Annotated in this window: 23 protein-coding genes and 1 riboswitch; of the genes, 14 read left to right on the top strand and 9 right to left on the bottom strand. The window is 74.6% G+C overall.

Going from position 1 to position 21467, the window contains the following annotated elements; translation table 11 throughout:
- Window positions 1–78 precede the first annotated feature (78 nt).
- Window positions 79–969, top strand: coding sequence for an alpha/beta fold hydrolase (locus tag ACVJO7_RS18395; RefSeq protein WP_491673905.1), 891 nt, complete (start codon window positions 79–81; stop codon window positions 967–969).
- A 19-nt stretch (window positions 970–988) separates the two neighbouring features.
- Here the strand turns inward: ACVJO7_RS18395 and ACVJO7_RS18390 are convergent, their stop codons facing one another.
- From ACVJO7_RS18390 to ACVJO7_RS18375, 4 genes are all read right to left on the bottom strand, one after another.
- Window positions 989–2137: a hypothetical protein gene (locus ACVJO7_RS18390; RefSeq protein WP_491673904.1), complete on the bottom strand. Its 1149-nt coding sequence runs from the start codon at window positions 2135–2137 to the stop codon at window positions 989–991.
- A gap of 172 nt (window positions 2138–2309) precedes the next feature.
- The gene (locus ACVJO7_RS18385; protein ID WP_491673903.1) at window positions 2310–3104 is read right to left on the bottom strand and encodes an NAD-dependent epimerase/dehydratase family protein; all 795 of its coding nucleotides are present in this window, start codon (window positions 3102–3104) and stop codon (window positions 2310–2312) included.
- Between the two features lie 40 nt (window positions 3105–3144).
- Window positions 3145–4941 carry a choline/carnitine O-acyltransferase gene (locus ACVJO7_RS18380; protein WP_491673902.1) on the bottom strand — a complete coding sequence of 599 codons (1797 nt, stop codon included), beginning with the start codon at window positions 4939–4941 and terminating at the stop codon, window positions 3145–3147.
- A 4-nt stretch (window positions 4942–4945) separates the two neighbouring features.
- Complete coding sequence (locus tag ACVJO7_RS18375; RefSeq protein WP_344021186.1) at window positions 4946–5794, bottom strand: HalD/BesD family halogenase; 849 nt, start codon at window positions 5792–5794, stop codon at window positions 4946–4948.
- Between the two features lie 150 nt (window positions 5795–5944).
- Between ACVJO7_RS18375 and ACVJO7_RS18370 the strand changes: the two genes are divergently transcribed.
- The gene (locus ACVJO7_RS18370) at window positions 5945–6685 is read left to right on the top strand and encodes an SDR family oxidoreductase (RefSeq protein WP_491673901.1); all 741 of its coding nucleotides are present in this window, start codon (window positions 5945–5947) and stop codon (window positions 6683–6685) included.
- Window positions 6686–6707: 22 nt separating this feature from the next.
- Here the strand turns inward: ACVJO7_RS18370 and ACVJO7_RS18365 are convergent, their stop codons facing one another.
- Entirely contained in the window at window positions 6708–7004 is a 297-nt protein-coding gene (locus ACVJO7_RS18365) for a hypothetical protein (protein ID WP_491673900.1), read from the bottom strand.
- A gap of 355 nt (window positions 7005–7359) precedes the next feature.
- Between ACVJO7_RS18365 and ectA the strand changes: the two genes are divergently transcribed.
- The 6 genes from ectA to ACVJO7_RS18335 all read left to right on the top strand — a co-directional run bounded on the left by ectA (window position 7360) and on the right by ACVJO7_RS18335 (window position 12858).
- Complete coding sequence (ectA, locus tag ACVJO7_RS18360) at window positions 7360–7962, top strand: diaminobutyrate acetyltransferase (protein WP_491673899.1); 603 nt, start codon at window positions 7360–7362, stop codon at window positions 7960–7962.
- A complete protein-coding gene (ectB, locus tag ACVJO7_RS18355; RefSeq protein WP_491673898.1) occupies window positions 7959–9212 on the top strand; it encodes a diaminobutyrate--2-oxoglutarate transaminase in 1254 nt (417 codons plus the stop codon). The genes ectA and ectB overlap by 4 nt, the downstream gene beginning before the upstream one ends.
- 7 nt (window positions 9213–9219) lie before the next feature.
- Window positions 9220–9618 carry an ectoine synthase gene (locus ACVJO7_RS18350; protein ID WP_491673897.1) on the top strand — a complete coding sequence of 133 codons (399 nt, stop codon included), beginning with the start codon at window positions 9220–9222 and terminating at the stop codon, window positions 9616–9618.
- Window positions 9619–9751: 133 nt separating this feature from the next.
- Window positions 9752–10678, top strand: coding sequence for an ectoine hydroxylase (thpD, locus tag ACVJO7_RS18345; protein ID WP_491673896.1), 927 nt, complete (start codon window positions 9752–9754; stop codon window positions 10676–10678).
- A gap of 157 nt (window positions 10679–10835) precedes the next feature.
- Window positions 10836–11504: a DUF3159 domain-containing protein gene (locus tag ACVJO7_RS18340; protein WP_491673895.1), complete on the top strand. Its 669-nt coding sequence runs from the start codon at window positions 10836–10838 to the stop codon at window positions 11502–11504.
- A gap of 361 nt (window positions 11505–11865) precedes the next feature.
- On the top strand, window positions 11866–12858 hold the full coding sequence (locus ACVJO7_RS18335) for a hypothetical protein (RefSeq protein ID WP_491673894.1): 993 nt from the start codon (window positions 11866–11868) through the stop codon (window positions 12856–12858).
- 32 nt (window positions 12859–12890) lie between these two features.
- On the opposite strand, the gene thiE is transcribed toward ACVJO7_RS18335, so the two are convergent.
- Entirely contained in the window at window positions 12891–13610 is a 720-nt protein-coding gene (gene thiE / locus ACVJO7_RS18330; RefSeq protein WP_344021167.1) for a thiamine phosphate synthase, read from the bottom strand.
- Between the two features lie 29 nt (window positions 13611–13639).
- A riboswitch (TPP riboswitch) is annotated at window positions 13640–13747 on the top strand.
- Here thiE and thiO point away from each other — a divergent pair.
- The 3 genes from thiO to ACVJO7_RS18315 all read left to right on the top strand — a co-directional run bounded on the left by thiO (window position 13746) and on the right by ACVJO7_RS18315 (window position 15900).
- Complete coding sequence (gene thiO, locus ACVJO7_RS18325) at window positions 13746–14906, top strand: glycine oxidase ThiO (protein WP_491673893.1); 1161 nt, start codon at window positions 13746–13748, stop codon at window positions 14904–14906. (Overlaps the previous riboswitch by 2 nt.)
- A gap of 11 nt (window positions 14907–14917) precedes the next feature.
- The gene (gene thiS / locus ACVJO7_RS18320) at window positions 14918–15115 is read left to right on the top strand and encodes a sulfur carrier protein ThiS (protein WP_425563609.1); all 198 of its coding nucleotides are present in this window, start codon (window positions 14918–14920) and stop codon (window positions 15113–15115) included.
- A 2-nt stretch (window positions 15116–15117) separates the two neighbouring features.
- A complete protein-coding gene (locus ACVJO7_RS18315; RefSeq protein ID WP_491673892.1) occupies window positions 15118–15900 on the top strand; it encodes a thiazole synthase in 783 nt (260 codons plus the stop codon).
- A 52-nt stretch (window positions 15901–15952) separates the two neighbouring features.
- Here ACVJO7_RS18315 and ACVJO7_RS18310 read toward each other — a convergent pair whose 3' ends face one another.
- Complete coding sequence (locus ACVJO7_RS18310) at window positions 15953–16552, bottom strand: hypothetical protein (protein ID WP_344021159.1); 600 nt, start codon at window positions 16550–16552, stop codon at window positions 15953–15955.
- Between the two features lie 65 nt (window positions 16553–16617).
- Between ACVJO7_RS18310 and ACVJO7_RS18305 the strand changes: the two genes are divergently transcribed.
- Window positions 16618–17478 carry an alpha/beta fold hydrolase gene (locus ACVJO7_RS18305; protein ID WP_491673891.1) on the top strand — a complete coding sequence of 287 codons (861 nt, stop codon included), beginning with the start codon at window positions 16618–16620 and terminating at the stop codon, window positions 17476–17478.
- 10 nt (window positions 17479–17488) lie between these two features.
- Here the strand turns inward: ACVJO7_RS18305 and ACVJO7_RS18300 are convergent, their stop codons facing one another.
- Both ACVJO7_RS18300 and ACVJO7_RS18295 read right to left on the bottom strand, forming a co-directional pair.
- Window positions 17489–19390 (bottom strand): HNH endonuclease signature motif containing protein, encoded by a 1902-nt coding sequence (locus ACVJO7_RS18300; RefSeq protein WP_491673890.1) that lies wholly within the window; start codon window positions 19388–19390, stop codon window positions 17489–17491.
- A gap of 557 nt (window positions 19391–19947) precedes the next feature.
- Complete coding sequence (locus ACVJO7_RS18295; RefSeq protein WP_491673889.1) at window positions 19948–20412, bottom strand: GNAT family N-acetyltransferase; 465 nt, start codon at window positions 20410–20412, stop codon at window positions 19948–19950.
- Window positions 20413–20544: 132 nt separating this feature from the next.
- On the opposite strand from ACVJO7_RS18295, the gene ACVJO7_RS18290 reads away from it, so the two are divergent.
- Together ACVJO7_RS18290 and ACVJO7_RS18285 are read left to right on the top strand one after the other, a co-directional pair.
- The gene (locus tag ACVJO7_RS18290; protein WP_491673888.1) at window positions 20545–20706 is read left to right on the top strand and encodes a hypothetical protein; all 162 of its coding nucleotides are present in this window, start codon (window positions 20545–20547) and stop codon (window positions 20704–20706) included.
- A gap of 93 nt (window positions 20707–20799) precedes the next feature.
- Complete coding sequence (locus tag ACVJO7_RS18285) at window positions 20800–21456, top strand: histone-like nucleoid-structuring protein Lsr2 (protein ID WP_491673887.1); 657 nt, start codon at window positions 20800–20802, stop codon at window positions 21454–21456.
- Window positions 21457–21467 lie beyond the last annotated feature (11 nt).

Genomic DNA, 21467 nt, shown 5'->3' with positions numbered 1-21467 from the left:
ATCTCCAGCGTACGGCGATGAGTTCCGGGTCCGCCGCCGGTCGGAACCCGTGCAGGCCGAACCGACCGGAGGTACCCCGTGACCGGCACCGCAGAAACCGCAGGAACCCTCACCGACGCCGTGCTGGACGTCGCCGGGGCCCGTATCCACTTCGACGTCCGCGGGACCGGCCCGCTGCTGGTGCTCGTCGGGTCCCCGATGGGGGCGGACGGGTTCGCCGCGACGGCCGCGCTGCTCGCAGCCGATCACACCGTCGTCACGTTCGACCCGCGCGGCACCGGCCGCAGCCCGGTCGACGATGTCGACGCCGACTCCCCGGTGCCGCTGCGCGCCGCGGACCTCGCGGCGCTGGTCGAGCACCTCGGCCAGGGGCCGGCGACGCTGTTCGGGTCGAGCGGCGGTGCGGTCGTCTCGCTCGCACTGTTGCAGGCGCGGCCCGAGCTGGTGCACGCCGTCGTCGCGCACGAGCCGCCGTTGCAGGAGCTGCTGCCCGATGCGGCCGCCCGGCGGGCCACCAACGACGAGATGGTGCGGCGCTACCGGGAGCAGGGCGCCGGTGCGGCCTGGGCGCTGTTCATGGAGGCAGCGAACCTGCCGGTCGGGCCGCCGGCGGCGGACCCCACCGAGGGGCCGGGGGACGGCCCGGGCGAGACCGCCGCGACCGGCCTGCCCGGGGCCGACGGTCCGGAGCCGGACCAGGAACGCCAGGCGGCCGACGAGCGGCACTTCTTCCTGCACGAGATGCGCGAGACCGGGCGGTGGGTGCCCGATCTCGACGCCCTGCGCGGCCGCCGGGTAACCGTCGGGATCGGCGCGGACTCCGGCGACCAGCTCTGCGACCTGACCTCGCGCGCGCTGGCGGACCGGCTGGGTGTGACGCCCGAGCGGTTCCCGGGCGGGCACATCGGGTTCATGGAGGATCCCGCCGCGTTCGACGCACGGTTGCGCGAGGTGCTGGCCCGGCTGTGAGCCCGGCCGGGTGTCCGGATCAGCCTCCGATCCCGCCGAACAGCGGCGAGGTGCTGAGCGCCTCGCGCAGCTCCAGCCAGGCGACGACGCCGTACACCGCACCGGCCAGGAAGATCAGGCAGGACAGCGACACCAGCACGTAGGTGATCACCCGGAGCACGGTGAGTGCGGCCGGGTCCCGCCGCGGAACGAATGCCGGTGCAGCCGCCGGTGCATCGGCCGGAGCGGATGCCTGGGCGGCGGCCGGGGCCGGCGCGGATCCGCTGGACGGCGCGCCGCCCTGGTTGCCGAACCGGGCGGCGGCGGCCTCGGCGACGGTGGCCGGCCGGTTCCCGGCGGTCGTGGCCGGAGCCGGGGCCGGGTTCGACGCGGTGGCCGGGGCAGTGGCGGAGGCCGCGCCCGGGACCGGGCCGGCGGGCGCCCCGCGCTGTGCCGGCACGGCCGCGGTCGGCCCGGTCGCCAGGTCGGAGTCGGCCCGCTCGGCCACCGCCGTCCCCGGCCCCGAGCCCGCTCCCGATTCCGATTCCGAGCCTGAGCCCGCTCCGGCGGGCGCGGCCGCCGGGGCGGCGTAGGGCGGGCCGCCGTCGATCGCGGTCCCGCCGCGCGACGCCGGATCGCCGTACTCGCCGTATCCGGGGCGGGAGCCGGCGCCGCGCGACGGCCCGGCGCCGTGGGTGGGCCGGCGGGTGGCGGCCGCCGGGGACGGTTCGAGGTAGCCCGGCTGGCCGGCCGCACCGGGCTCCGGCTCGGGCACCTCACCGCCATAGCCACGGTGGTCCCGGTCGGCCTGCCCGCGAGGGGTGGGACGGCCGTGCCTGCCCGGGTCGCCGGGATCGCCGTAGTCGCCGTAACCGCCCGGCTCGCTGTAGCTGCCCGGCCCGCTGTAGCCGCCGGAACCGCCCGGGTCGCCGGAGCCACCCGGGTCGCCGTAGCCGCCCGGCCCGGCGGGGCGCTCGCCGTACAGGTCGTCGGGGCCCTCGGCGGAGGGGACCGGGCGTTCGGTGGGCCGGGCGGCCCGCAGGTCCGGATAGCCGCCGCCGTGCTGGTCGCCCTGGTAGGAGTCCTCCGGGAAGTCGTGCTCGGAGCGGCCGTGCCGGGGCTGCGGGGACGGCCGTGCACCGGCGGTCCCGTCGGCGGGGTGGGGCCGGGGCTGGTGCGGGCCGGTCATGCGGACCTCCGGGCTCGGTGCTGAGGGGCAAGCGCTGTGGGGCGGTGCTGAGTGGGTCGGTGCAGAGAGGTCTGTGCTGAGGGAGTGGATGCTGCTGTGTCACCCATACCGCCGCACGCACCCGCGGCGTTAGCCCTTGCGTCCTACAGTCACCTGGTCCGGTGAGTCGATCTCACGGTGTGTACACGCCGGTCGGCTCTGCGTGGTAACCCTTCGGCCCGACGGCCGCGGCGAGCGGGCTGCCCGGACCGGCCCCGGAGCGCAGCCGTGCGGCGATCGCTCCGGCGTCCCACCGCGGCCGCCAGCCCAGCTCGGCGACCGCGCGCGCCGACGAGTAGACGCGGTCCACCTCCGGCACCGCCCAGCCCCGCTCGCGCAGCAGCGCGGCCACCTCCGGCGCCCGGCGGGCGAGCACCGCGGGAACGTCCCGGCCGAGCTCGGGGAGGTCGTCGCGGGTGAAGGGGGTGGGTGCGCTGATCACGTATCGGGCGAAGCCGAGCTCCGGCGCCCGCCGGGCCGCCGCCAGGTGCGCCGACACCACGTCGGCGAGATCGACCCGCCGGTGGCAGAACTCGACCAGCTTGGACGCCGCGTCGTCGAACCGCAGCCGGACCTCCTCCCGGTCGTCGGCCTCCGGGAAGAACCGCGAGGTCCGCAGTACCACCACCGGCAGCCCCGGATCCTGCGCCGCCAGCTCGCACAGCTCCTCGGCGGCGGTCTTGGTGGCGCCGTAGACGTTGCGCACCCGCGGCACGACGCTCTCGTCGATCCAGGTCGCCGGCCCGCCGGGGGTGGGGCTCAGCGCCCGGCCGAACGCGCTGGTCGACGAGGTGAACACGACGCCGCGCACCCCGGCGGACGCGGCCTCCTCCAGCACCGCGAGGGTGCCCGAGACGTTGCTGTCGACGAACTTCTGCCGGGCCTCCCCGAGGTGCCCCGAGCTGCCGGTGACGAGGAATCTCTCCATCGGCGGAGCCCAGCACGGCGCTCATCCGGCGGCCAGCGGTTTACCGCTCCAGTAGCGCCACCAGCTCGCCGATCACCACCCGCAGCTCGCGCGCGAACGCCGCCATCGGCTCGGCCTGGTCGGCGGGCGTGGACAGGTGCAGGTGGAACCGGTCCGGCAGCAGCACGTAAGCGACGCCGATGCAGCGCGAGCTGGTCGACCCGAAGCCGAAGTACCGCACGTTGCGCGACGGCGCGGAGCTGGTCGACAGCCAGTCGTCGCGCATGATCGTCCAGCCCGGCGAGGAGAACACCGCGAGCGGCCCGGTTGCACCGAGCCCGGCGCCGCGGCGGCGCTGGATCCACTCCAGCTCCCACAGGTGCTGCTCGGGCGCGTCGCCCTGCTGGCACTGCCGGGCGCGGGCGACGTGCGCGTCCGCGGCGGCCCGCAGCGCGGTGCGCCGGTCGTCGGCGGAGGCCTGCGGGTCCTGCATCAGGTCGACGAAGGCCACCATCTCGGGGGTGACCACGCGCATCGCCTCGGTCCGCCCGCGCCGGAACTGCCGGGTCGCGATCGACTCGTAGGTGGCGCCGGTGACGCCCTTCGCGCGCCGGTGGGCGACCTGGTAGGCGGCCTGCACGAAGGCGTCCGGGGAGACGCCCAGCGCCTTGGCGGTGTCGGCGCCGAAGTCGTCGACGGCGACCAGGGTGGTCGCGGTGGCGTCGAGGAACGCCGCGAACCCCTCGTGCGCCCGCCGGACGGTGCCGCGCAGGTCGTCGTCGAGCACGAACTCCAGCTCGGTGACGGCCGGGGAGCCCTGCGGGCGGGCCCCGGCCCGCTCGGCGTGCGTCGCGACGCTGTCCGCGAACATCGCGTCGACCAGGGTGAGCACGGTCGTGCCGTCCAGCTCGCAGTGCTCGATGTTCACCCCGGCGGTCCCGTCGGGCAGCACCACGATCGACAGCGCCTTGTCGAACCAGCGGTTCCCGGAGTCCCCGGCCAGCAGCGTCCGGGCGGCCGCGCTCTCGTCGCCCGGGACGTCGTCGTCAAGGCAGATCGCGAACAGCGCCCGTTCGACGAGATCGACGGCGTCGGCGTTCGACGGGGCGAGCCCGGTCAGCCGGTCCCGCACGGCCGCCCACTCGGCGCGGGGGAGGGTGGTGAGGGAGCCGACCGCCTCGTCGAGCCCGGCGCGCGCGGCATGCGCGGAGCGGATCGCGCGCAGCGCGCCGGCGATCTCGTCGACGGTGTGCAGCGCGCCGTCCGGGCCGAACACGTCGAGCCGGTGGATCCGGCCCCGGGACAGCACCACCACGTGGGACTCGGTGGACGGGCCCGGCCACGCGTCGCTGTAGGGGGTGCGGACGGTGTCCTGCGGGTCACCCGGGATCCGGGTGGTGGAGAAGATGTGCCTGCTCTGGTCCATCGACTGCGGGCCGCCCCGGCCGGCGGGCGGCGGGAACGTGCCCGCGTCGAGGTCCACCTTGTGCCCGATCGCGGCGGTCGCCAGCTCGGCGGCGCGCAGGCACTGGTCGGCGGTGCCCGGCCCGAACAGGAAGAAGAAGTTCGCGTTCAGCGCGATCCGGTCCCGGCGGCCGAGGTAGCGCGACGGCCAGAACTCGTCGAGCCAGCTGTGCGCCGAGGCGTCGAACCGCTCCAGGTCGGCCTGCAGCACCGACGCGGTGCCGCCGGGGACGAGCAGCTCGGCCGCGGCGTCGGCGGTGCGAGCGTACTCGTCGGGGGTGAGCAGCGGCGCGCACCACTCCAGGAAGCGGTCCACCGACGCGGACAGGGTGGGCAGCGGAACCTTCGGGAGGTCGTCGTCGGCCGCGAAGGTCGAGGGTGTCTGCTCCGTCACGCGATCAGTCCATCAGCCCGTCGACCCGGACGGAACGTGGCCCCCCGTGCGCGGGCAGTACCCGGCCGAACAGCTGCCGGGTGCGTTCGGCGCTGCCGACCACCCCGGGGCGTCCGCTGTAGGAGAAGATCGCGGTGTGCCGGGCGGTCGCGCCGCGCACCTGGGTGACCCGGTGCAGCGAGTACCGGCCGCGGAACAGCTGCAGGTCACCGGGGCGCAGCCGGAGCCTGCGCACCCGGTCGCCGCCCTCGCCGGCCAGCACGGCGGCGACCTCGGCGGTGTTCTCCGCGTCGGCGGACCGGATGCCCGGGACGTACTCGAAGATCCCGCCCTGCTCCGGCGCGCGGGTGAGCAGGCTGATCGCGATCTCGTTGGTGTCGAAGTGCCACGGGTGCGACCGGCCGTCGGCGACGACGTTGAGGCACAGCCCGGCCAGCGGGTCGGCGAGCTCGTGCAGCTCCGGCACGTCGACGCAGGCGGCGAGGAACGCGCGGAACGCCGGATCGGGATAGAGCCGGTGGATCAGCCCGGTGGCCGGGATCCGGTCCCGGGCGACGAACGCGTTGCCCCGCTGCAGCGGCACCCGGGCGGGATGGTCGGCGGGCAGCGCCGGGTCCGGCTCGGTGTTGTAGACGTTGACGACCCGGCTCTCGTGGTGGGCCAGCGGGGCGATCCGCTCACCCTCGGCGCGCAGCCGGTCTTGGTACGACGCCCGCACGAAGCCGGGCAGCACCGCGCAGCCGTCGGAGTCCAGGGCCTCCCGCGCCGCCCGCACGGCGGCCGCCCAGCGCGGTGAGCCCGGCTCGTGCAGCGGGTAGCGGGTCAGATCGACCGGTTCCAGACTCGGAAGCACCGATCAGCTCCTTCGCGCCCGGCGGCACCGGCGCCGCCTGTCGATGGTCGGGTCCCATCAGAACCGCTCCCGGCGCGCACTGTCCACGGGGAGTGACCGGACGATCAGGGTCGGTGACCCCGCCCCCCCCGGCCGGGGCACACTGCGGGCATGACCGTTCTCGTCACCGGTGCCTCCCGTGGGGTCGGCGCGGCCACCGCCCGGCTGCTGGCCGCCCGCGGGCGGGACGTCGTCGTGGCGCACCGGTCGTCGCCCGGCGAGGCCGGGCGGGTCGTCGCCGACTGCCGGGCGATGGGCGTGCAGGCCCGCGCGGTCGCCGCCGACGTGACCGGCACCGCGGGCGTCGAGCAGCTGTTCGAGTTCGCGGCGGACATGCCGGCCCCGCTCAGCGGGGTGGTGGTGAACGCCGGCGGTGCGCCGTCCCGGCAGCGGCTGGAGGACATGAGCGACGAGCGGATCGACGGGGTGCTCGCGCTCAACCTGCGGGCCGCGTTGATCTGCTCGCGGTCGGCGGTGCGCGCGCTGTCGCCGCGGCACGGCGGCGCCGGTGGCGTGCTGGTGCACGTGACGTCGCGGGCCGCGGTGCTCGGCTCGCCCGGCGAGTGGAACGACTACGCCGCGGCCAAGGCGGGCGTCGAGGCGCTCGTGGTGGGCCTGTCGAAGGAGGTCGCCGCGGACGGCATCCGGGTGGCCGCGGTCCGCCCGGGGCTGCTCGACACCGACTTCCACGCCAGGGCCGGCGAGCCCGGGCGGGCGGCCCGGATGGCGCCGTCGATCCCGATGGGCCGCGCCGGGCGTCCGGACGAGGTGGCGGCCGCGGTGGCCTGGCTGCTCTCCGACGAGGCGAGCTACGTGACCGGCACGGTGCTCGACGTCGCCGGCGGCCGGTAGGTCGCCGGGGGGAGCGGACGGGTCAGGGGGTGCGCACCGAGCGCGCCAGGGAGGCCCACGAACGCCGGCGCGGGGCGCGGCGCCCGATCCCGGTGGTCTCGGCGCAGAGCAGGCAGCTGTCGCCGGGCGGCGCGGCCAGCGAGGCAGGGAGCACGACGTGCCCGCACATCGCGGTGCAGTGCCCGGTCCCGGAGGCCAGCGAGTCGGCGAGCACCGCGTGCGGCACGACGTGGCTGTACCCGTCACGGGCGCAGGTGACCGCCACGTTCTGCTCCGGAGCCGGTACGTTCGGCTCGACCGGGAGGGTCGGCGACGGCACCTGACGCGCACCTGCGGGCGGTACCGACACGGCTCTCCTCCGGTTCGTGTGCGGCGGAGCATCCATCGTCACCCCGGCCCCGTGCAGATGCAAGTGCATCCGCACGAACGGCCGAACGGCGGCCCGGGTCGTCGCGGAGCGTGGCGAGCGACACGACGACCGATTCTGCACGCCCTCCGGACCGTGCGGCGACGGGCCCCGGCGACCCTCGGAACCCGGCCGCTTGCTGGGACGACGTCCGATTCATTCGCCCGGTTGCCTGATGTGCGCGCAGTCACAATTTCGATGGCCCGAGCCGGTGGTCCGGGCAGTCAGCGGCTGCGACGGCCCGTCCGGGCCGTTAATCTCGTCCGACATGATCGCACCCGAGCAGGCCGTACCTCGGGCGTCCGCGTCGACCTCCGGAGCCACGAGCTCCCCGGAACGGTCCGACGCCGACGCCGACGGTGACCCTTCGTACGAGATCGTGTCGCCGGAGCCGGCCGACGGGGCGCTCATGTGGCGGCTCGCGGTGGAGTCGCAGACGCTGGACGCGAACTCCCGCTACGCCTACGTCCTCTGGTGCCGTGACTTCGCCGGCGCGTCCGTGATCGCCCGCCGGGACGACGGTCGGCCGGTCGGCTACGTGACCGGCTACCTGCGCCCCGGGCAGCCGCGAACGCTGTTCATCTGGCAGGTGTGCGTGGACCCGGTCGCCCGCGGCGCCGGCCTCGCCGGCCGGATGCTGGACGCGGTGTGGGACCGGACCGCGCGGGAGGCGGGCACCGACCGGATGGAGACGACCATCACCCCGGACAACGAGTCGTCCATCCGCCTGTTCACCTCGTTCGCCCGACGACACGACACGACGATCGAGCGGGAGGACCTGTTCGGTCCGGACCTGCTCGGTGACGAGCACGAGCCGGAGCACCTGTACCGCATCGGCCCGATCGCAGCAGAGAAGGTTGACAACACATGACCGTTTTCGACGATCTCGAGTCCCAGGTCCGGAGCTACTGCCGAAACTGGCCGGTCGTCTTCGACACGGCCAAGGGCAGCCGGCTGACCGACGTCGACGGCAACTCCTACCTCGACTTCTTCGGTGGCGCCGGGGCACTGAACTACGGGCACAACCCCGAGGTGCTCAAGAAGCCGCTGCTGGAGTACCTCGGCCGCGACGGAATCACCCACGGCCTGGACATGTACACCACGGCCAAGGGCGAGTTCCTGAACACGTTCCAGGAGAAGATCCTCGCTCCGCGCGGCCTGGAGTACAAGGTCCAGTTCCCCGGCCCGACGGGCGCCAACGCCGTCGAGTCCGCGCTGAAGCTCGCCCGCAAGATCACCGGCAAGGAAGCGCTGATCAACTTCACCAACGCGTTCCACGGGATGACCCTGGGCGCGCTGTCGGTGACCGGCAACTCGATGAAGCGCGGCGGCGCCGGCATCCCGCTGGTGCACTCCACGCCGATGCCGTTCGACAACTACTTCGACGGCAAGATGCCCGACTTCCTGTGGTTCGAGAAGGTCCTCGACGACACCGGGTCCAGCCTCAACGAGCCGGCCGCGGTGATCGTCGAGACGGTGCAGGGCGAGGGCGGCCTCAACCCGGCGCGGATCGAGTGGCTGCAGGGCCTCGAGGACCTGTGCCGGCGCAAGGGCCTGCTGCTGGTCGTCGACGACGTCCAGATGGGCTGCGGCCGCACCGGGCCGTTCTTCTCGTTCGAGATCGCCGGGATCAAGCCGGACATCGTCACGATCTCGAAGTCCATCTCCGGCTACGGCCTGCCGATGGCCCTGGTGCTGATCAAGCCGGAGTACGACCAGTGGGGCCCCGGCGAGCACAACGGCACCTTCCGCGGCAACAACCCGGCGTTCGTCACGGCGACGCACACGCTGCGGCACTGGTGGTCCGACGACACCCTGGAGAAGGACACCCTCCGCAAGGGCGAGAAGATCGAAGAGGGCTTCCACAAGATCATCGCCGACAACCAGGGCACCGAGATGTTCGCCAAGGGGCGTGGCCTCGCCCGCGGCATCCAGTTCGAGGAGGAGGGGCTCGCGGAGAAGATCGCGGGCAAGGCCTTCGAGCACCGGATGCTGCTGGAGACGGCCGGTCCGAACGACGAGGTGCTCAAGCTCCTGCCTCCGCTCACCACCACCGATGACGAGATCGACGAGGGTCTTGCGATCATCGGCGAGTCCGTCCGTAGCGTCATCGGGAGCTGATACCCACATGATCGTCCGCACCATCGACGAGATCACCGGAACAGAGCGGGACGTCGAGTCCGAGAACGGGCAGTGGCGCAGCAAGCGCATCGTGCTCGCCGACGACAAGATCGGTTTCTCGGTCCACGAGACCACCCTGCGGGCCGGAACGATCAACGACTTCTGGTACGCCAACCACATCGAGGCCGTCTTCATCACCGAGGGTGAGGGCGAGATCTACGACAAGGACAACGAGGTCACGTACCAGCTCAAGCCGGGCTCCATCTACGTGCTGAACGGCAACGAGCGGCACCAGCTGCGCCCGAAGACCCAGATCAAGTGCGTCTGTGTCTTCAACCCGCCGGTGACCGGCCGCGAGGTGCACGACGAGAACGGCGTGTACCCGCTCATCACCGAGGAGAGCTGAGCCTCCTCCGCACGCGCAGGTCCGAAACCGGGGCGTTTCCGCTGTATGACAGCGGGAACGCCCCTTTCGGTCCGTCAGGTCCGACCGACCCCCGTCGAAGGGAAGAAGAGAGACACCGCAAGGAGGAATGTCCATGACTGCCCTGGCCGGCAGCGACGATCTCACCCGCCTGCAGGGTGCGGGTGACCGCTACTACACCCGGGTCTCCCCGGAGCCCGCGTTCATCGAGCGGGTGGAGCCCACGGTGTGGGGCGAGCCCGGGAGTGCCGGGATGTTCGGCGCGCAGGAGCTCGCGGCGCACTCCCGCGACGGCTTCGTGCAGGTCCCGGACCTGCTCACCGGCGACGAGGTCGCCTTCTACCAGGCCGAGCTCGACCGTCTCGCGAACGATCCGGCCGTCCGTTCCGACGAGCGGTGCGTGATCGAGAAGTCGTCCGACGAGGTGCGCTCGATCTTCGAGGTGCACCGGATCTCGGACGCGATCTCCCGCCTGGTGCGCGACGAGCGGGTGCTGTCGCGGGCCCGCCAGATCCTCGGGTCCGACGTATACGTGCACCAGAGCCGGATCAACTACAAGCCCGGCTTCGGCGGTGGCGGCTTCTACTGGCACTCCGACTTCGAGACCTGGCACGCCGAGGACGGCATGCCGACGCCGCGGGCGGTCAGCTGCTCGATCTCGCTGACCGACAACCACCCGTACAACGGCTGCCTCATGATCATGCCCGGCTCGCACCGGACGTTCGTGTCCTGCGTCGGCGAGACGCCCGAGGACTACTACCGGACGTCGCTGAAGGAGCAGCAGATCGGCACCCCGGACCCGGACTCGATCACGGCGATGGCGAACCGGCACGGGATCGCGATGATGACCGGCAGGGCCGGCTCCGCGACCTGGTTCGACTCGAACTGCATGCACGGCTCCGGCGACAACATCACCCCGTACTCGCGGTCGAACATCTTCCTGGTGTTCAACAGCGTCGAGAACGCGTGCGTGGAGCCGTTCTACGCGCCGAAGCCGCGCCCCGAGTACATCGGCGCGCGTGACGCCACCCCGGTGCGCTAACCACCACAAGATCATCAGTTGACGGCAGGGCCCGTCCCGGACGCTCCGGGGCGGGCCCTCCGCCCGCCGGGGCTCCCGTGATCTGTCGCGGCGGTTCCCGCGATGTGCCACAGCCGATCCGTCGACGCGCGGGCCCGGGATAGGGCACCCTTACCGTGTGGCCCCCGATCCGACCCCCCACGCAGCGCCCCGACAGGACCCCGGCCTGGCCGAGTTGCTCGGCGGTCGGGCCGGCGCCGTCGACGCCTCGGTCCCGGTGGTCGCCTTCGTGGCGGCCTGGCTGGCCGCCGGATGGGCCGGATCGGTCTACCCGATCAACTGGGGCGCCGGGGCGGCGGTCGTGGCCGGTGCCGCGGTGGCGGTCTGGCGGATCCGCAGCGGGCGCAAGCCGCGCGCGGTGCTGTTCGGGCTGGCCGGGGTGGTGGCCGCGGCGGCGATCGCGCTGATCACCGGGCGGGCGTCGGACTTCTTCCTGGTCCAGATCGTGTCGAACGCCGGCAGCGCGCTGGCGTGGGCGATCTCGATCGTCGTCCGCTGGCCGCTACTCGGCGTCATCGTCGGCGGTCTGCTGGGGCAGCGGGCCCGCTGGCGCCGCGATCCCGATCTGCTGCGCGGGTACCAGCGGGCGTCCTGGGCGTGGGTGTCGCAGTACGTCGTGCGGCTCGCCGTGTTCCTCCCGCTGTGGGCCGCGGACCAGGTGGTGCTGCTGGGGCTGGCGCGCACCGTCCTGAGCCCGGTGCTGGTGGCTCTGAGCGTGCTCGCGTCGTGGCCGTTGCTGCGTACGGCGCTGCCGGACGATCACCCGGGGATCCGTCACCCCCGGTGACGCGACGCAACGACCGGTCACGGTAGAATCGTGATCACAACGTGACTTTCACTCACTCGTGTGAGGGTTGCCACTTCAGGTGATCATCGGGTGCGTTCGCGCGCCCCGGGACGTTCACCTGTGCGGAGCCGCCGGACCACGACCCTTGCAAGGAGCCATGCCTCAGCAGCGCCCCCCCGAGCCCGGCCCCGGTGACGACCCGCGTGGTGTCCCCGGTGGACGCCGCCCCGCTCACCCGTTCCCCTCCGGCCGTCCCGTCGCACCGGACGCGCCGCGCGTCCCGGTCCAGCGCCGTTCCGCTCCGTCCCGGCCGCCGCAGGGTGCGCCCCCCGGCGTCCCGACGGCGCGGTCCCCGCGGGCCGTGCAGCGCCCCACCCGGATGGTGCCCGGCCCGGGCGTCCCGCAGGGCACGCCCCCGGGCGGCCACCCGCAGATCAGGGCGTACCCCGGCAGCCCGGGTGCGGCCGGTCCCGGCGGCCCGCACGGCCCGGTCGGCGGCGGACCCGGCGGCGGTTCCGGCGGCGCGGACGGCGGCACCGAGAAGACCGGCGGTGAGACGTCGCTGAAGGCCGACCTGAGCCCGACCAAGATCGCCGCGGGTGCCGGTGCCGCGGTTGTCACGGCGATCCTCGGGTCGTTCCTCGGTGCCGTCGGCACGGTGGTCGGCGCCGCACTCGGCTCGATCATCTCGACGCTCGCCACCACCCTGTTCACCCGCTCGATCGAGGTCAGCAAGGACAAGGCGGCCAAGGCGGTCGAGCTGGCGAAGAAGGGCGCGGTGCTGCCGGTGCGCGAGCCGGTCGTCCGCGGGGCCGCCGGCCCGACCGGCGAGGAGACCGTGCTGCTCGGTGCCGCGGCGGCACCGGGCCGGACCCGCCGTGCCCCGGCTGAGCAGGCGCCCGGCCGGTTCCGGCGGGTGCGTCTCACCCGTAAGTCGGTGATCGTGTCCGCGGTGATCGGCGTCGTCACCTTCGCCGTCTCGATGTTCCTGATCACCGGCATCGAGTTCATCAAGGGCTCGCCGCTCAGCGGCGGCGACGGCGGCACCTCGATCAGCCGCGCCGTCGGTGGCCCGCCGGCCACGGACACCACCGAGCAGGACGAGGGCGCGGGCTCCGGCGACACCGGGTCGAGCGAGTCCGAGACCTCGACCGGGGAGACCGGCACCAGCACGTCCACCTCGGAGTCGGCGGAGAGCACCGCCACCTCCGAGCCCGGCCAGGAGAGCGGATCCGGCTCGGGACAGGGCGACTCGCTGCAGGACCGGCTGAACCGGGTGCTGCCGACCGAGCAGCCCGAGTCCGGCCGGCAGCAGTCCGGGCAGGACGGTGGCACCACCGGCGGCACCGGCTGAGCCCAGCGGTGCGGTGCGCCGCCGGCCCCGGCTCAGTGGTGCGGCGCGGGCGCGCCTGCTGCCTGCGTCCGATGGGGCAGGCGGGCGCGCAGCCGCTCGGCGGCGGCCCTCGGGTCCTCGGCGCCGGTGATCGCCCGGACGACCACGATCCGGGTGGCCCCGGCGTCGAGCACCTCGTCGAGCCGCTGCTCGTCGATCCCGCCGATCGCGAACCACGGCCGCTCCGGTGCCCGGTCCGCGACCGTGCGCACCAGGTCCAGGCCCGGGGCGGGACGGCCCGGCTTGGTCGGCGTCGGCCAGCACGGGCCCGCACAGAAGTAGTCGACGCCGTCCTCGACGGCCGCGGTGGCCGTCTCGTCGGCGCTGTGCGCGGACCGGCCGACGATCACGTCGTCGCCGACCACCTGGCGCGCCCAGCGCACCGGGAGGTCGTCCTGGCCCAGGTGCAGCACGTCCGCCCCGGCGGCCAGCGCGACGTCCGCCCGGTCGTTCACCGCGAGCAGCGCACCGTGCCTGCGGCAGGCGTCACCCAGGATCTCCAGGGCGGCCAGCTCGGCCCGCGCCTCCAGCGGCCCGTCCGGGCCGCCCTTGTCCCGCAGCTGGACGATGTCGACCCCGCCGGCGAGCACGGCGTCGGCGAAGTCGGCCAGGTCGCCCTGCTCGGAGCGGGCGTCGGTGCACAGGTAGAGGCGGGCGTCCGCGAGCCTGTCCAGGCGACGGACGCGGGTATCGGTGTGGGACACGGCCCGCACGGTACGGCGTAGCCTGACGGTGGCACGAGACGAACCACGGGAGCCCGGCGAGCGGGCTGAGAGGGGACCTGCCGCGGTCCCGACCGTCGAACCTGATCCGGGTCATGCCGGCGCAGGGAGTGAGGTGGAAGTTCCATGACCGCCCTTCGGAGCGGCCGGCTGGCCGTCGCCGGTGCCGGTGCCATCGGGCTGTCCGCGGCCCGCGAGGCGGCCCGGGCCGGCTGGCAGGTCACCGTGTTCGACCCGGCGCCGGCGACCGGGGCGTCCTGGGTGGCCGGCGGGATGCTGGCGCCGGTCACCGAGGCGTGGCCGGGCGAGGAGGACCTGCTGGCGCTCGGGCTGGACTCGGTCGCACGCTGGCCGGAGTTCGCCCGCGCCCTGTCCGACGACGCCGGGGCCGACGCCGGGATGCATCCCGAGGGCACCGTCGTCGTCGCCACCGGCTCCGGGGACCGGGACGAGCTGAACTCGCTCGCCGGGTACCTGGAGTCGCTGGACCGGCCGGTGCAGCGGATGACCGGCCGCGAGCTGCGCCGGCTCGAACCCGCGCTCGGTCCGGACGTCCGCGGCGGGCTGTCGGTGCCCGGCGACCCGTCGGTGGACAACCGGCGGCTGCTCGCCGCGCTGCGCACCGCCTGCGCGCGGCTGGGCGTCACCGTCGACGAGCGCGCCGTCACCGAGGTGCGGGAGACCGGCGGCCGGGTCGCCGGCGTGCGGCTGGCCGACGGCACCGCGATCGACGCCGACGCCGTGCTGCTCGCCGCCGGGGCGCACTCGGCCGGCCTGCACCCGGCGCTGGACGGGCTGGTCCGCCCGGTGAAGGGCGAGATCCTGCGGCTGACCCGGCGGGCCGGCGCGCTGCCGCCGCCGTCGCGGACGGTGCGCGCACTCGTCGACGGGCGGCCGGTGTACGCCGTCCCCCGCGTGGTACCCGGGCACGGGGACCTGGTGATCGGTGCGACGACCGCGGAGAACGGGTTCGACACCGCCGTCACCGTCGGCGGGGTGCGGGACCTGCTCCGGGACGCCGAACGGGTGCTGCCCGGGATCGCCGAGTACGAACTGACCGAGACGGCGGCCGGGTTGCGCCCGGGGAGTCGGGACAACCTGCCGCTGATCGGCCGGATCGGGCCGGACGGGATGTTCGTGGCGACCGGGCACGGGCGCAACGGCATGCTGCTCGTCCCGGTCACCGCCGCCGCGGTCGCCGCGCTGCTGCGCGGCCGGGACGTGCCGGACACCGCCCATGCGGCCGACCCCCGCCGGTTCGACCCGGTCGGGGCCGAGAGGAGCTGACGTTGCAGATCGTGCTGAACGGCGAGAGCCACGAGATCGAGGGCGACGGCGAGCCGGTGCTGGCCCGGGTGCTCGCCGACGCCGGGCTGCCCGCTCGGGGCATCGCGGTGGCCGTCGACGGCGAGGTGGTGCCGCGGGCGTCCTGGAACGAGCACCGGATCACCGACGGTGCGCGGGTCGAGGTGCTGACCGCGGTGCAGGGAGGATGACCATGACCGGACAGGCCGACGCGCCGCTGATCATCGGCGACGAGAAGTTCGACTCCCGGCTGATCATGGGGACCGGGGGTGCGGCGAACCTGGAGATCCTGGAGCGGGCGCTGGTCGCGTCCGGGACCGAGCTGACGACGGTGGCGCTGCGCCGGGTCGACGTCACCGGCGGGACCGGGCTGCTGGACCTGCTGCGCCGGCTCGGGATCCGGGTGCTGCCGAACACCGCGGGCTGCCGCACCGCCGCCGAGGCGGTGCTGACCGCACGGCTCGCGCGGGAGGCGCTGGAGACCGACCTGGTGAAGCTGGAGGTCGTCGCCGACGAGCGGACCCTGCTGCCGGATCCGGTGGAGCTCCTGGACGCCGCCGAGCAGCTGGTGGACGACGGGTTCGTCGTGCTGCCCTACACCAACGACGATCCGGTGCTCGCCCGCAAGCTGGAACAGGCCGGATGTGCCGCCGTGATGCCGCTCGGCTCACCGATCGGCACCGGCCTGGGGATCCGCAACCCGCACAACATCGAGATGATCGTCGCCGAGGCGGGCGTGCCGGTGGTGCTCGACGCCGGAATCGGCACCGCGTCCGAGGCCGCGCTGGCGATGGAGCTGGGCTGCGACGCCGTGCTGCTCGCGACCGCGGTGACCCGGGCCGCCGCCCCGGAGCGGATGGCCACGGCGATGCGCCGCGGGGTCGAGGCGGGCTGGGCCGCCCGGCACGCCGGGCGGATCCCGCGCCGGTACTGGGCGCACGCGTCGTCCCCGGACCCGGACCCGGGGCCTGCCTGACGATCACCGCTGCCCCGACCGCTGCTGCGGATCCCGCCGTGCCGCGGTCGGCTCAGGTCCGGGGCCGCAGGCCCAGCGAGGTGAGCTCCAGCGCGGCCAGCCCGGCGACGACGTCCGGGTCCCCGGCCCGCCACGCGGCCGCCGGGTCGGGGGCCACCCGGGTCAGCCGGGCCACCGGGACCCGGGCCAGCGCGCGCACGGCGAGCAGGTCCGGCGCGCCCGCCCGGGCGGCGACCGCGGCCCCGGCCCGGCGGGCGTAGTTCAGCCGCAGCGGCAGCCAGCCCAGCAGTACCGGCAGCAGCATCAGCAGCGGCACGACGACCAGCGCACCGGTCGCCAGCATTCCCACGGTCCGGCCGAACTCGTGCCCGGCGGCCGCGAGATCCGCCCCGGCGCGGGTCGCCGGGTCGAGCGCGACGGCGAGGTCCGCGCCGACGAACGGGAGCGACGAGACGGCTCCGGACATCCCAGTGAAGACCTCCGACATCCGGCCGCCCGCGGCGACCAGCGAGCGGCCTGGGCCCTCGAGGGTGCGCAGCCCGTCGTGCACCGCGATCCCGGCGAGCACCGCGATGACCGACCACAGGACGGCGAGCAGGTCGGCGACGACCTGCCGGGCCAGACGGGCGGGGCGTTCCGCGTACCAGCGCATCGGCATTGTCTACCGGCACGGCAATCCGATGGTGCCGGCAGGGCCGGCCGTGCTGTCATCGGCCGGTGGGACGGACCGGGCGGGCGACGGGCATCTACACGAGCGAGGCGGGCGCGACCGCGGTCCGGAAACGCTACGAGCGGCAGCTCGCCGGCTGGCCGGTGCCGCTGCAGCGACACCGCGTCGAGACCGGCGCCGGCGCGACGGCGGTGCTGACCTGCGGCGACCCGGCGGGTCGGCCGGTGGTGCTGCTGCACGGCTCCGGGGCGAACAGCGCGGTGTGGCGGGACGACATCGGGCTGCTGGCGGCCACCCGGCGTGTGGTGCTGGTGGACCTGCTCGGTGAGCCCGGGCTCAGCGACCCGGTCCGGCTCGATCTCACGACGTCGGCGACCGCCGACTGGCTCGCCGGGATCCTGGACGGTCTCGGGATCGGCGCCACCGACCTGGCCGGCATCTCGCTCGGCGGATGGACGGCCACCGACTTCGCGATCCGGCACCCGGGGCGGGTGGACCGGCTGGCACTCGTCTGCCCCGCGGGGATCGGCGGCCAGACGTTCCGTAGGGTCGCCCCGGCATTCCTGCTGAGCGCGTTCGGGCCGGGCGGGCGGCGCCGTTCCGCGGAGATCGTCACCGGGCTGGACGGACGCGAGCACCCCGAGGTGCTGGACGAGATCTGCCTGCTCTTCGAGCACTTCCGTCCGCGTACCGCCCGCTTCCCGGTCTTCGACGACGACGCCCTCCGCCGGTTGACCATGCCGGTGCTCGCGCTGCTGGGCGAGCGGGACCGCGTCTTCGATCCGGTGCGGACCCGAGACCGGCTGCTGCGGCTCTGCCCGGACGCGCGCGTCGAGCTGGTGCCCGGCTCCGGACACGCGGTGCTCGGCCAGGTTCCCCGGATCGCGCGGTTCCTGGACGGGGCGTAGTCCCGCGCCCTCAGGCAGCCGTTCCCGGGACGACGGGAGGGAGCAGGGCGTCCAGGATCAGCCCGGGATCGAGCCGGTCGCCGTACCACTCGGGGGTGAGGCTGTCGCCGTCGATCCCGAGGCCGGCGCCGGTGTTCCGGGCGACCAGCGCTCCGTCGTCGCCGCTCAGGGGCGCACCGGCGCCGGGTACCGGTGTCCCGTCGGCCCGTCGGAACTGCCAGCGCCCGTCGGCGTAGTGGATCAGGTAGCCGTGGTCGTGGACCAGCCGGTGGTGGAACCCGCACAGCAGGACCAGATTGTCGATGTCCGTGCGTCCGCCGCGCAGCCAGTGCCGGACGTGGTGGGCGTGCAGGTACCGGGTGCTGTCGCAGCCGGGGAACCGGCAGCCTCCGCCGTCGGCGCAGTCGCGTGCAGTGAGCGCGGCGATCTGTGCCGGGGAGGCGAGCCGGCGGGAGCGCCCCAGGTAGAGCCGGTTCCGGCGACGATCGTCGAGCAGGATGCGACCGTGGGCGTCACAGGCGAGCCGTTCCGCGGTGGGGCCGGGGATCTCCGGCCCTTTCGCGAGGCGGGCGGTTCCGGTTCCGGCGTCGATGTGCACGACGACCCGGGCCTCGCCGCGGGTGACCGCCGGTGCGTCGTCGCCGGCCCGGCCCTCCTGCTGGCGGACGAGGTCCAGCAGCGCGTCGGCCCGCTGGGCCGCACTCGGGTCGGCAACCGGACCCGGGGCCTGTTCGGGATCATGACCGGCCGGGGCGGGCACCGTGAGCCGGGACGAGATCGCCGCGACGAGCTCCGCGCCGTCCTCGGGGGTGAACCGGCCGCGCAGGACGAGGGACCCGTCGGCGTCGTGGTACCAGCTCAGGCCACGGCGGGTGGCGGTGACGGTGGGCGGTGCGGTTCGGCGGCGGACCGCGCGGACGACCGTCTCGACGTGGCTCGCGGTTCCGGAGAGGGCGAGGTCCAGCAGGATCTGCTCGGCGACCTCGGGATCGGCGACCGAGACGCCGGTCGTGGTCCCGTCCGTGGCGCAGTCCTGGTCGCCGCAGTCTCTGTCGGTGCAGCCCCGGTCGTCGTCCTGGTCGGGGCAGTCCTGGTCGGGGCAGTCCTGGTCGTCGCAACCCTGTTCGTCACGGTCCTGTTCGTCACGGTCCTGTTCGTCACGGTCCTGTTCGTCACGGTCCTGTTCGTCACAGTCCTGGTCGTCGCAACGCTGGTCGTCGCGGTCCGGGGCGTCGGAGTCCGGGGCGTCGGAGTCCGGGTCGTCGTAGTCCGGGGCGGCGTCGGAGTCGACGATGCCGGCTCCGGCGGTGTCCTCGTCGGTGCCGGCGGTTCTGTCAGTGCTGTTGGTGCTGTTGGTGCGGAAAGTGCCGTCCCTGCCGAAGTCGTCGGTGTGGCCGGGATCCGGGGCGGCGGTGCGATCGGCGGCGCTCGGGGCGGTGTCGGCGACGGTGCTGAGGCCGGTCCGGTCGCTTGCGCGAGAGGTGCCGGCGGGGCGTACGGTGGCCGATCCGGTCGCGGACGGCCCGGTGATCCGGTCGGCCATGCGGGCGAGGGCCGCCGTGTCCGAGCCGGTCACGCGGGTGATCGCCCGGACCTTCGAGTAGGAGATCCGCCCGGCCGCGAACTCCGCCCTGATCCGCGGGAGGTTCTCCAGGGCGCGGGCGATGCGCAGGTGCTCGGTGGCGGTCCGCATGCTCATGCCCGCCCGCCAGGTCAGCCAGTGGGCGCACGAGCGCACGCCGACGCCGGCCCAGCCGTCGCGGCGGTCGAACTCGGCGAGGAGCTGCAGGAACCGGCATTCCGCCGCTGCGATGTGGCCTGCCAGCCCCAGGAGTTCCGACTCCAGCTCGGGGAGCGGTGTCGGCGGCGGCAGCTGCTGCCGATCGGGTCCGGTGCCGTGGTCGGTGCTCATCGGTGCCCCCTGGGTCGACCATGTGAATCGAACGTGTGTTCGCATGAGTGTGCACCAGGGGTCCGACAGTGTGCGGCCGTCGGCCGCCGGGCAGCAATGTGGACGCCCGGGGGCGCCGCATGCGTTCCGCGGAACGCGCCGGACCGGGTAACGGGCTGTGCGGCAGTGCCGGGTGTGGCCTGCTCCGCGCAGTGCGCCGCCGGGGTGGCAGTCGATGGCGGGGTGCGGCGGCCGGCGTGCGTTCCGCGGAACGCAGGAGCGGTCCGCAGCCCGTTCTGCGGGATGTCGGGAGGACTGGGAGGACCGGCGACCGTTTCGCGGAACGCGCCGGGCCGTCACGCGTTCCGCGGAACGTGCCGGGGTGTCTGTGGCGACGCGGCGGCTGCGCGCGGGTTGTCCTGCGTTCCGCGGAACGCGCTGGGATGTCTGTGGCGGCTGCGGGTGGGTAGTCGTGGGGGGGGGGGGCCGCCCGGGGGGGGGGGGGGGGGGGGGGGGGCGGGGGGGGGGGGGGGGGGGGGGGGGCCCCCCCCCCCCCCCCCCCCCCCACCGATCGCTGATCACCCGGGCAGGTCCAGGCGCATGTGCACGCTGTTCGGGTCCTCCGGGTAGTCCGCGAACGGCGGGCACGGCACGAACCCGTGCCGCTGGTAGAGCCGCCGGGCGGGCGCGAAGTACGCGGTCGAGCCGGTCTCCAGGTGCAGCGTCCGGTAGCCGCGCCGGCGGGCCTCGCCGACGACGTGCCGGACCAGGCCGGCGCCGACGCCGCGGCCGGTCGCCCACGGCGCGGTCCGCATCGACTTGAGCTCACCGTCGTCGTCGGCGAGCTCCTTCAGTGCCGCGCAGCCGAGCAGCGCCCCGGTGTCGTCGTGGCAGGCCCAGACGGTGACGGCCGGATCGCGCAGTGCGGCCACGTCCAGCGCGTGGGTGCTCTCCGGCGGGCCCTGGGCGTGCATGTCGGCGAGATGATCGGCGAGGAGGTCGAGGACCGCCGGGCCGCTGAGATCGTCGATCGTGATGCGCACGGCCACATCGTGCCGCAGACGCGCCGGTAGCGGCCTCAAGAACTGCTCAAGTCCGGCTCCGCCGCTCCCCCGCCGCCCTATCGTCGGGTGCACTCGCAGTGTGACCCAGCTCGCGTCCGGGAGGAGAGCATCGTGAACGTTCTCGTGGTGGTCGGTGTACTCGTACTGGTCGGCCTCGCCCTGACGGGTGTGGCGGCCCTCGGCGCGCGGCTGGCGTCCCGCCCGGGGCGGCCCCGGGCCCGTTCCGCGGGCTACGCGGGTTCCGGCGCCGGTGACGGCGGCGGGGGCTGCTGAGCGGCGCGTCCGTCCGGCCCGTCGCCCGGTCACGCATCGTTATGCTCGTGCCGACCACCGGGCTCCCGGACCGGCGACGCGAGAGGAACAGCAGTGGCGAAGGTCGAGACGACCCGGCTCGTCGACGACATCACCGGCGGCGATGCGGACGAGACCCTCGATTTCGGGCTCGACGGGATCCGGTTCGAGATCGACCTGAGCGCCGGGAACGCCCGCAGGCTCCGGGAGGAGCTGGCGCCCTTCCTCGCCGCCGCCCGCCCGGCCGGTGCCCCGCGCGCCCGTCGCGCGGCGGGGCCGGCACCGACGGCGCAGTCGGCATCGAGAGCACCGGCGGGGCCGCGTCCGGGCGCGGACGGGGACCCGGCGGTCCGCGAGCAGAACCGGGCGGTCCGGGTCTGGGCCCGGGAGCACGGCTACGCGGTCTCCGAACGCGGCCGGATCCCGTCCGGCGTCGTCGAGGCGTACCGGCGGGGTGCGCAGGCGGCGGCCGATCCGGTCCCCGGCACCGGGGCCGACACCGGGCCCGACTCCGGGGCCGAGCCTGCGGTGTCCGGCGGGGAGGGCAGCGCCGGGCAGGCTGCGCCCGGCGGGCCGTTCGCGCCGGCCACCCCGTTCGGCTCCGCACCCGACCCGGCGTCCGCGTCCGGATCCGGATCCGCCGAGGCCGGATCCGGGGCCGCCGCGTCCGGATCCGGGTCCGGGGCCGATCCGGACCGGCGTCCCGCCCCCGCGGTCCGGTTCAGCGGCTGACCGGCCGGGCG

It is taken from the genome of Pseudonocardia sp. DxW (assembly GCF_058448985.1).
This window is presented reverse-complemented; position numbering and strand designations above follow the sequence as displayed.

Excerpts from the sequence above, each read along its gene's own strand:
- ACVJO7_RS18390 (WP_491673904.1), bottom strand. The coding sequence starts at position 2,137 with ATGACCGGCCCGCACCAGCCCCGGCCCCACCCCGCCGACGGGACCGCC.
- ACVJO7_RS18385 (WP_491673903.1), bottom strand. The coding sequence starts at position 3,104 with ATGGAGAGATTCCTCGTCACCGGCAGCTCGGGGCACCTCGGGGAGGCC.
- ACVJO7_RS18370 (WP_491673901.1), top strand. The coding sequence starts at position 5,945 with ATGACCGTTCTCGTCACCGGTGCCTCCCGTGGGGTCGGCGCGGCCACC.
- ectA (WP_491673899.1), top strand. The coding sequence starts at position 7,360 with ATGATCGCACCCGAGCAGGCCGTACCTCGGGCGTCCGCGTCGACCTCC.
- ectB (WP_491673898.1), top strand. The coding sequence starts at position 7,959 with ATGACCGTTTTCGACGATCTCGAGTCCCAGGTCCGGAGCTACTGCCGA.
- ACVJO7_RS18350 (WP_491673897.1), top strand. The coding sequence starts at position 9,220 with ATGATCGTCCGCACCATCGACGAGATCACCGGAACAGAGCGGGACGTC.
- thpD (WP_491673896.1), top strand. The coding sequence starts at position 9,752 with ATGACTGCCCTGGCCGGCAGCGACGATCTCACCCGCCTGCAGGGTGCG.
- thiO (WP_491673893.1), top strand. The coding sequence starts at position 13,746 with ATGACCGCCCTTCGGAGCGGCCGGCTGGCCGTCGCCGGTGCCGGTGCC.
- ACVJO7_RS18315 (WP_491673892.1), top strand. The coding sequence starts at position 15,118 with ATGACCGGACAGGCCGACGCGCCGCTGATCATCGGCGACGAGAAGTTC.
- ACVJO7_RS18310 (WP_344021159.1), bottom strand. The coding sequence starts at position 16,552 with ATGCGCTGGTACGCGGAACGCCCCGCCCGTCTGGCCCGGCAGGTCGTC.
- ACVJO7_RS18300 (WP_491673890.1), bottom strand. The coding sequence starts at position 19,390 with ATGAGCACCGACCACGGCACCGGACCCGATCGGCAGCAGCTGCCGCCG.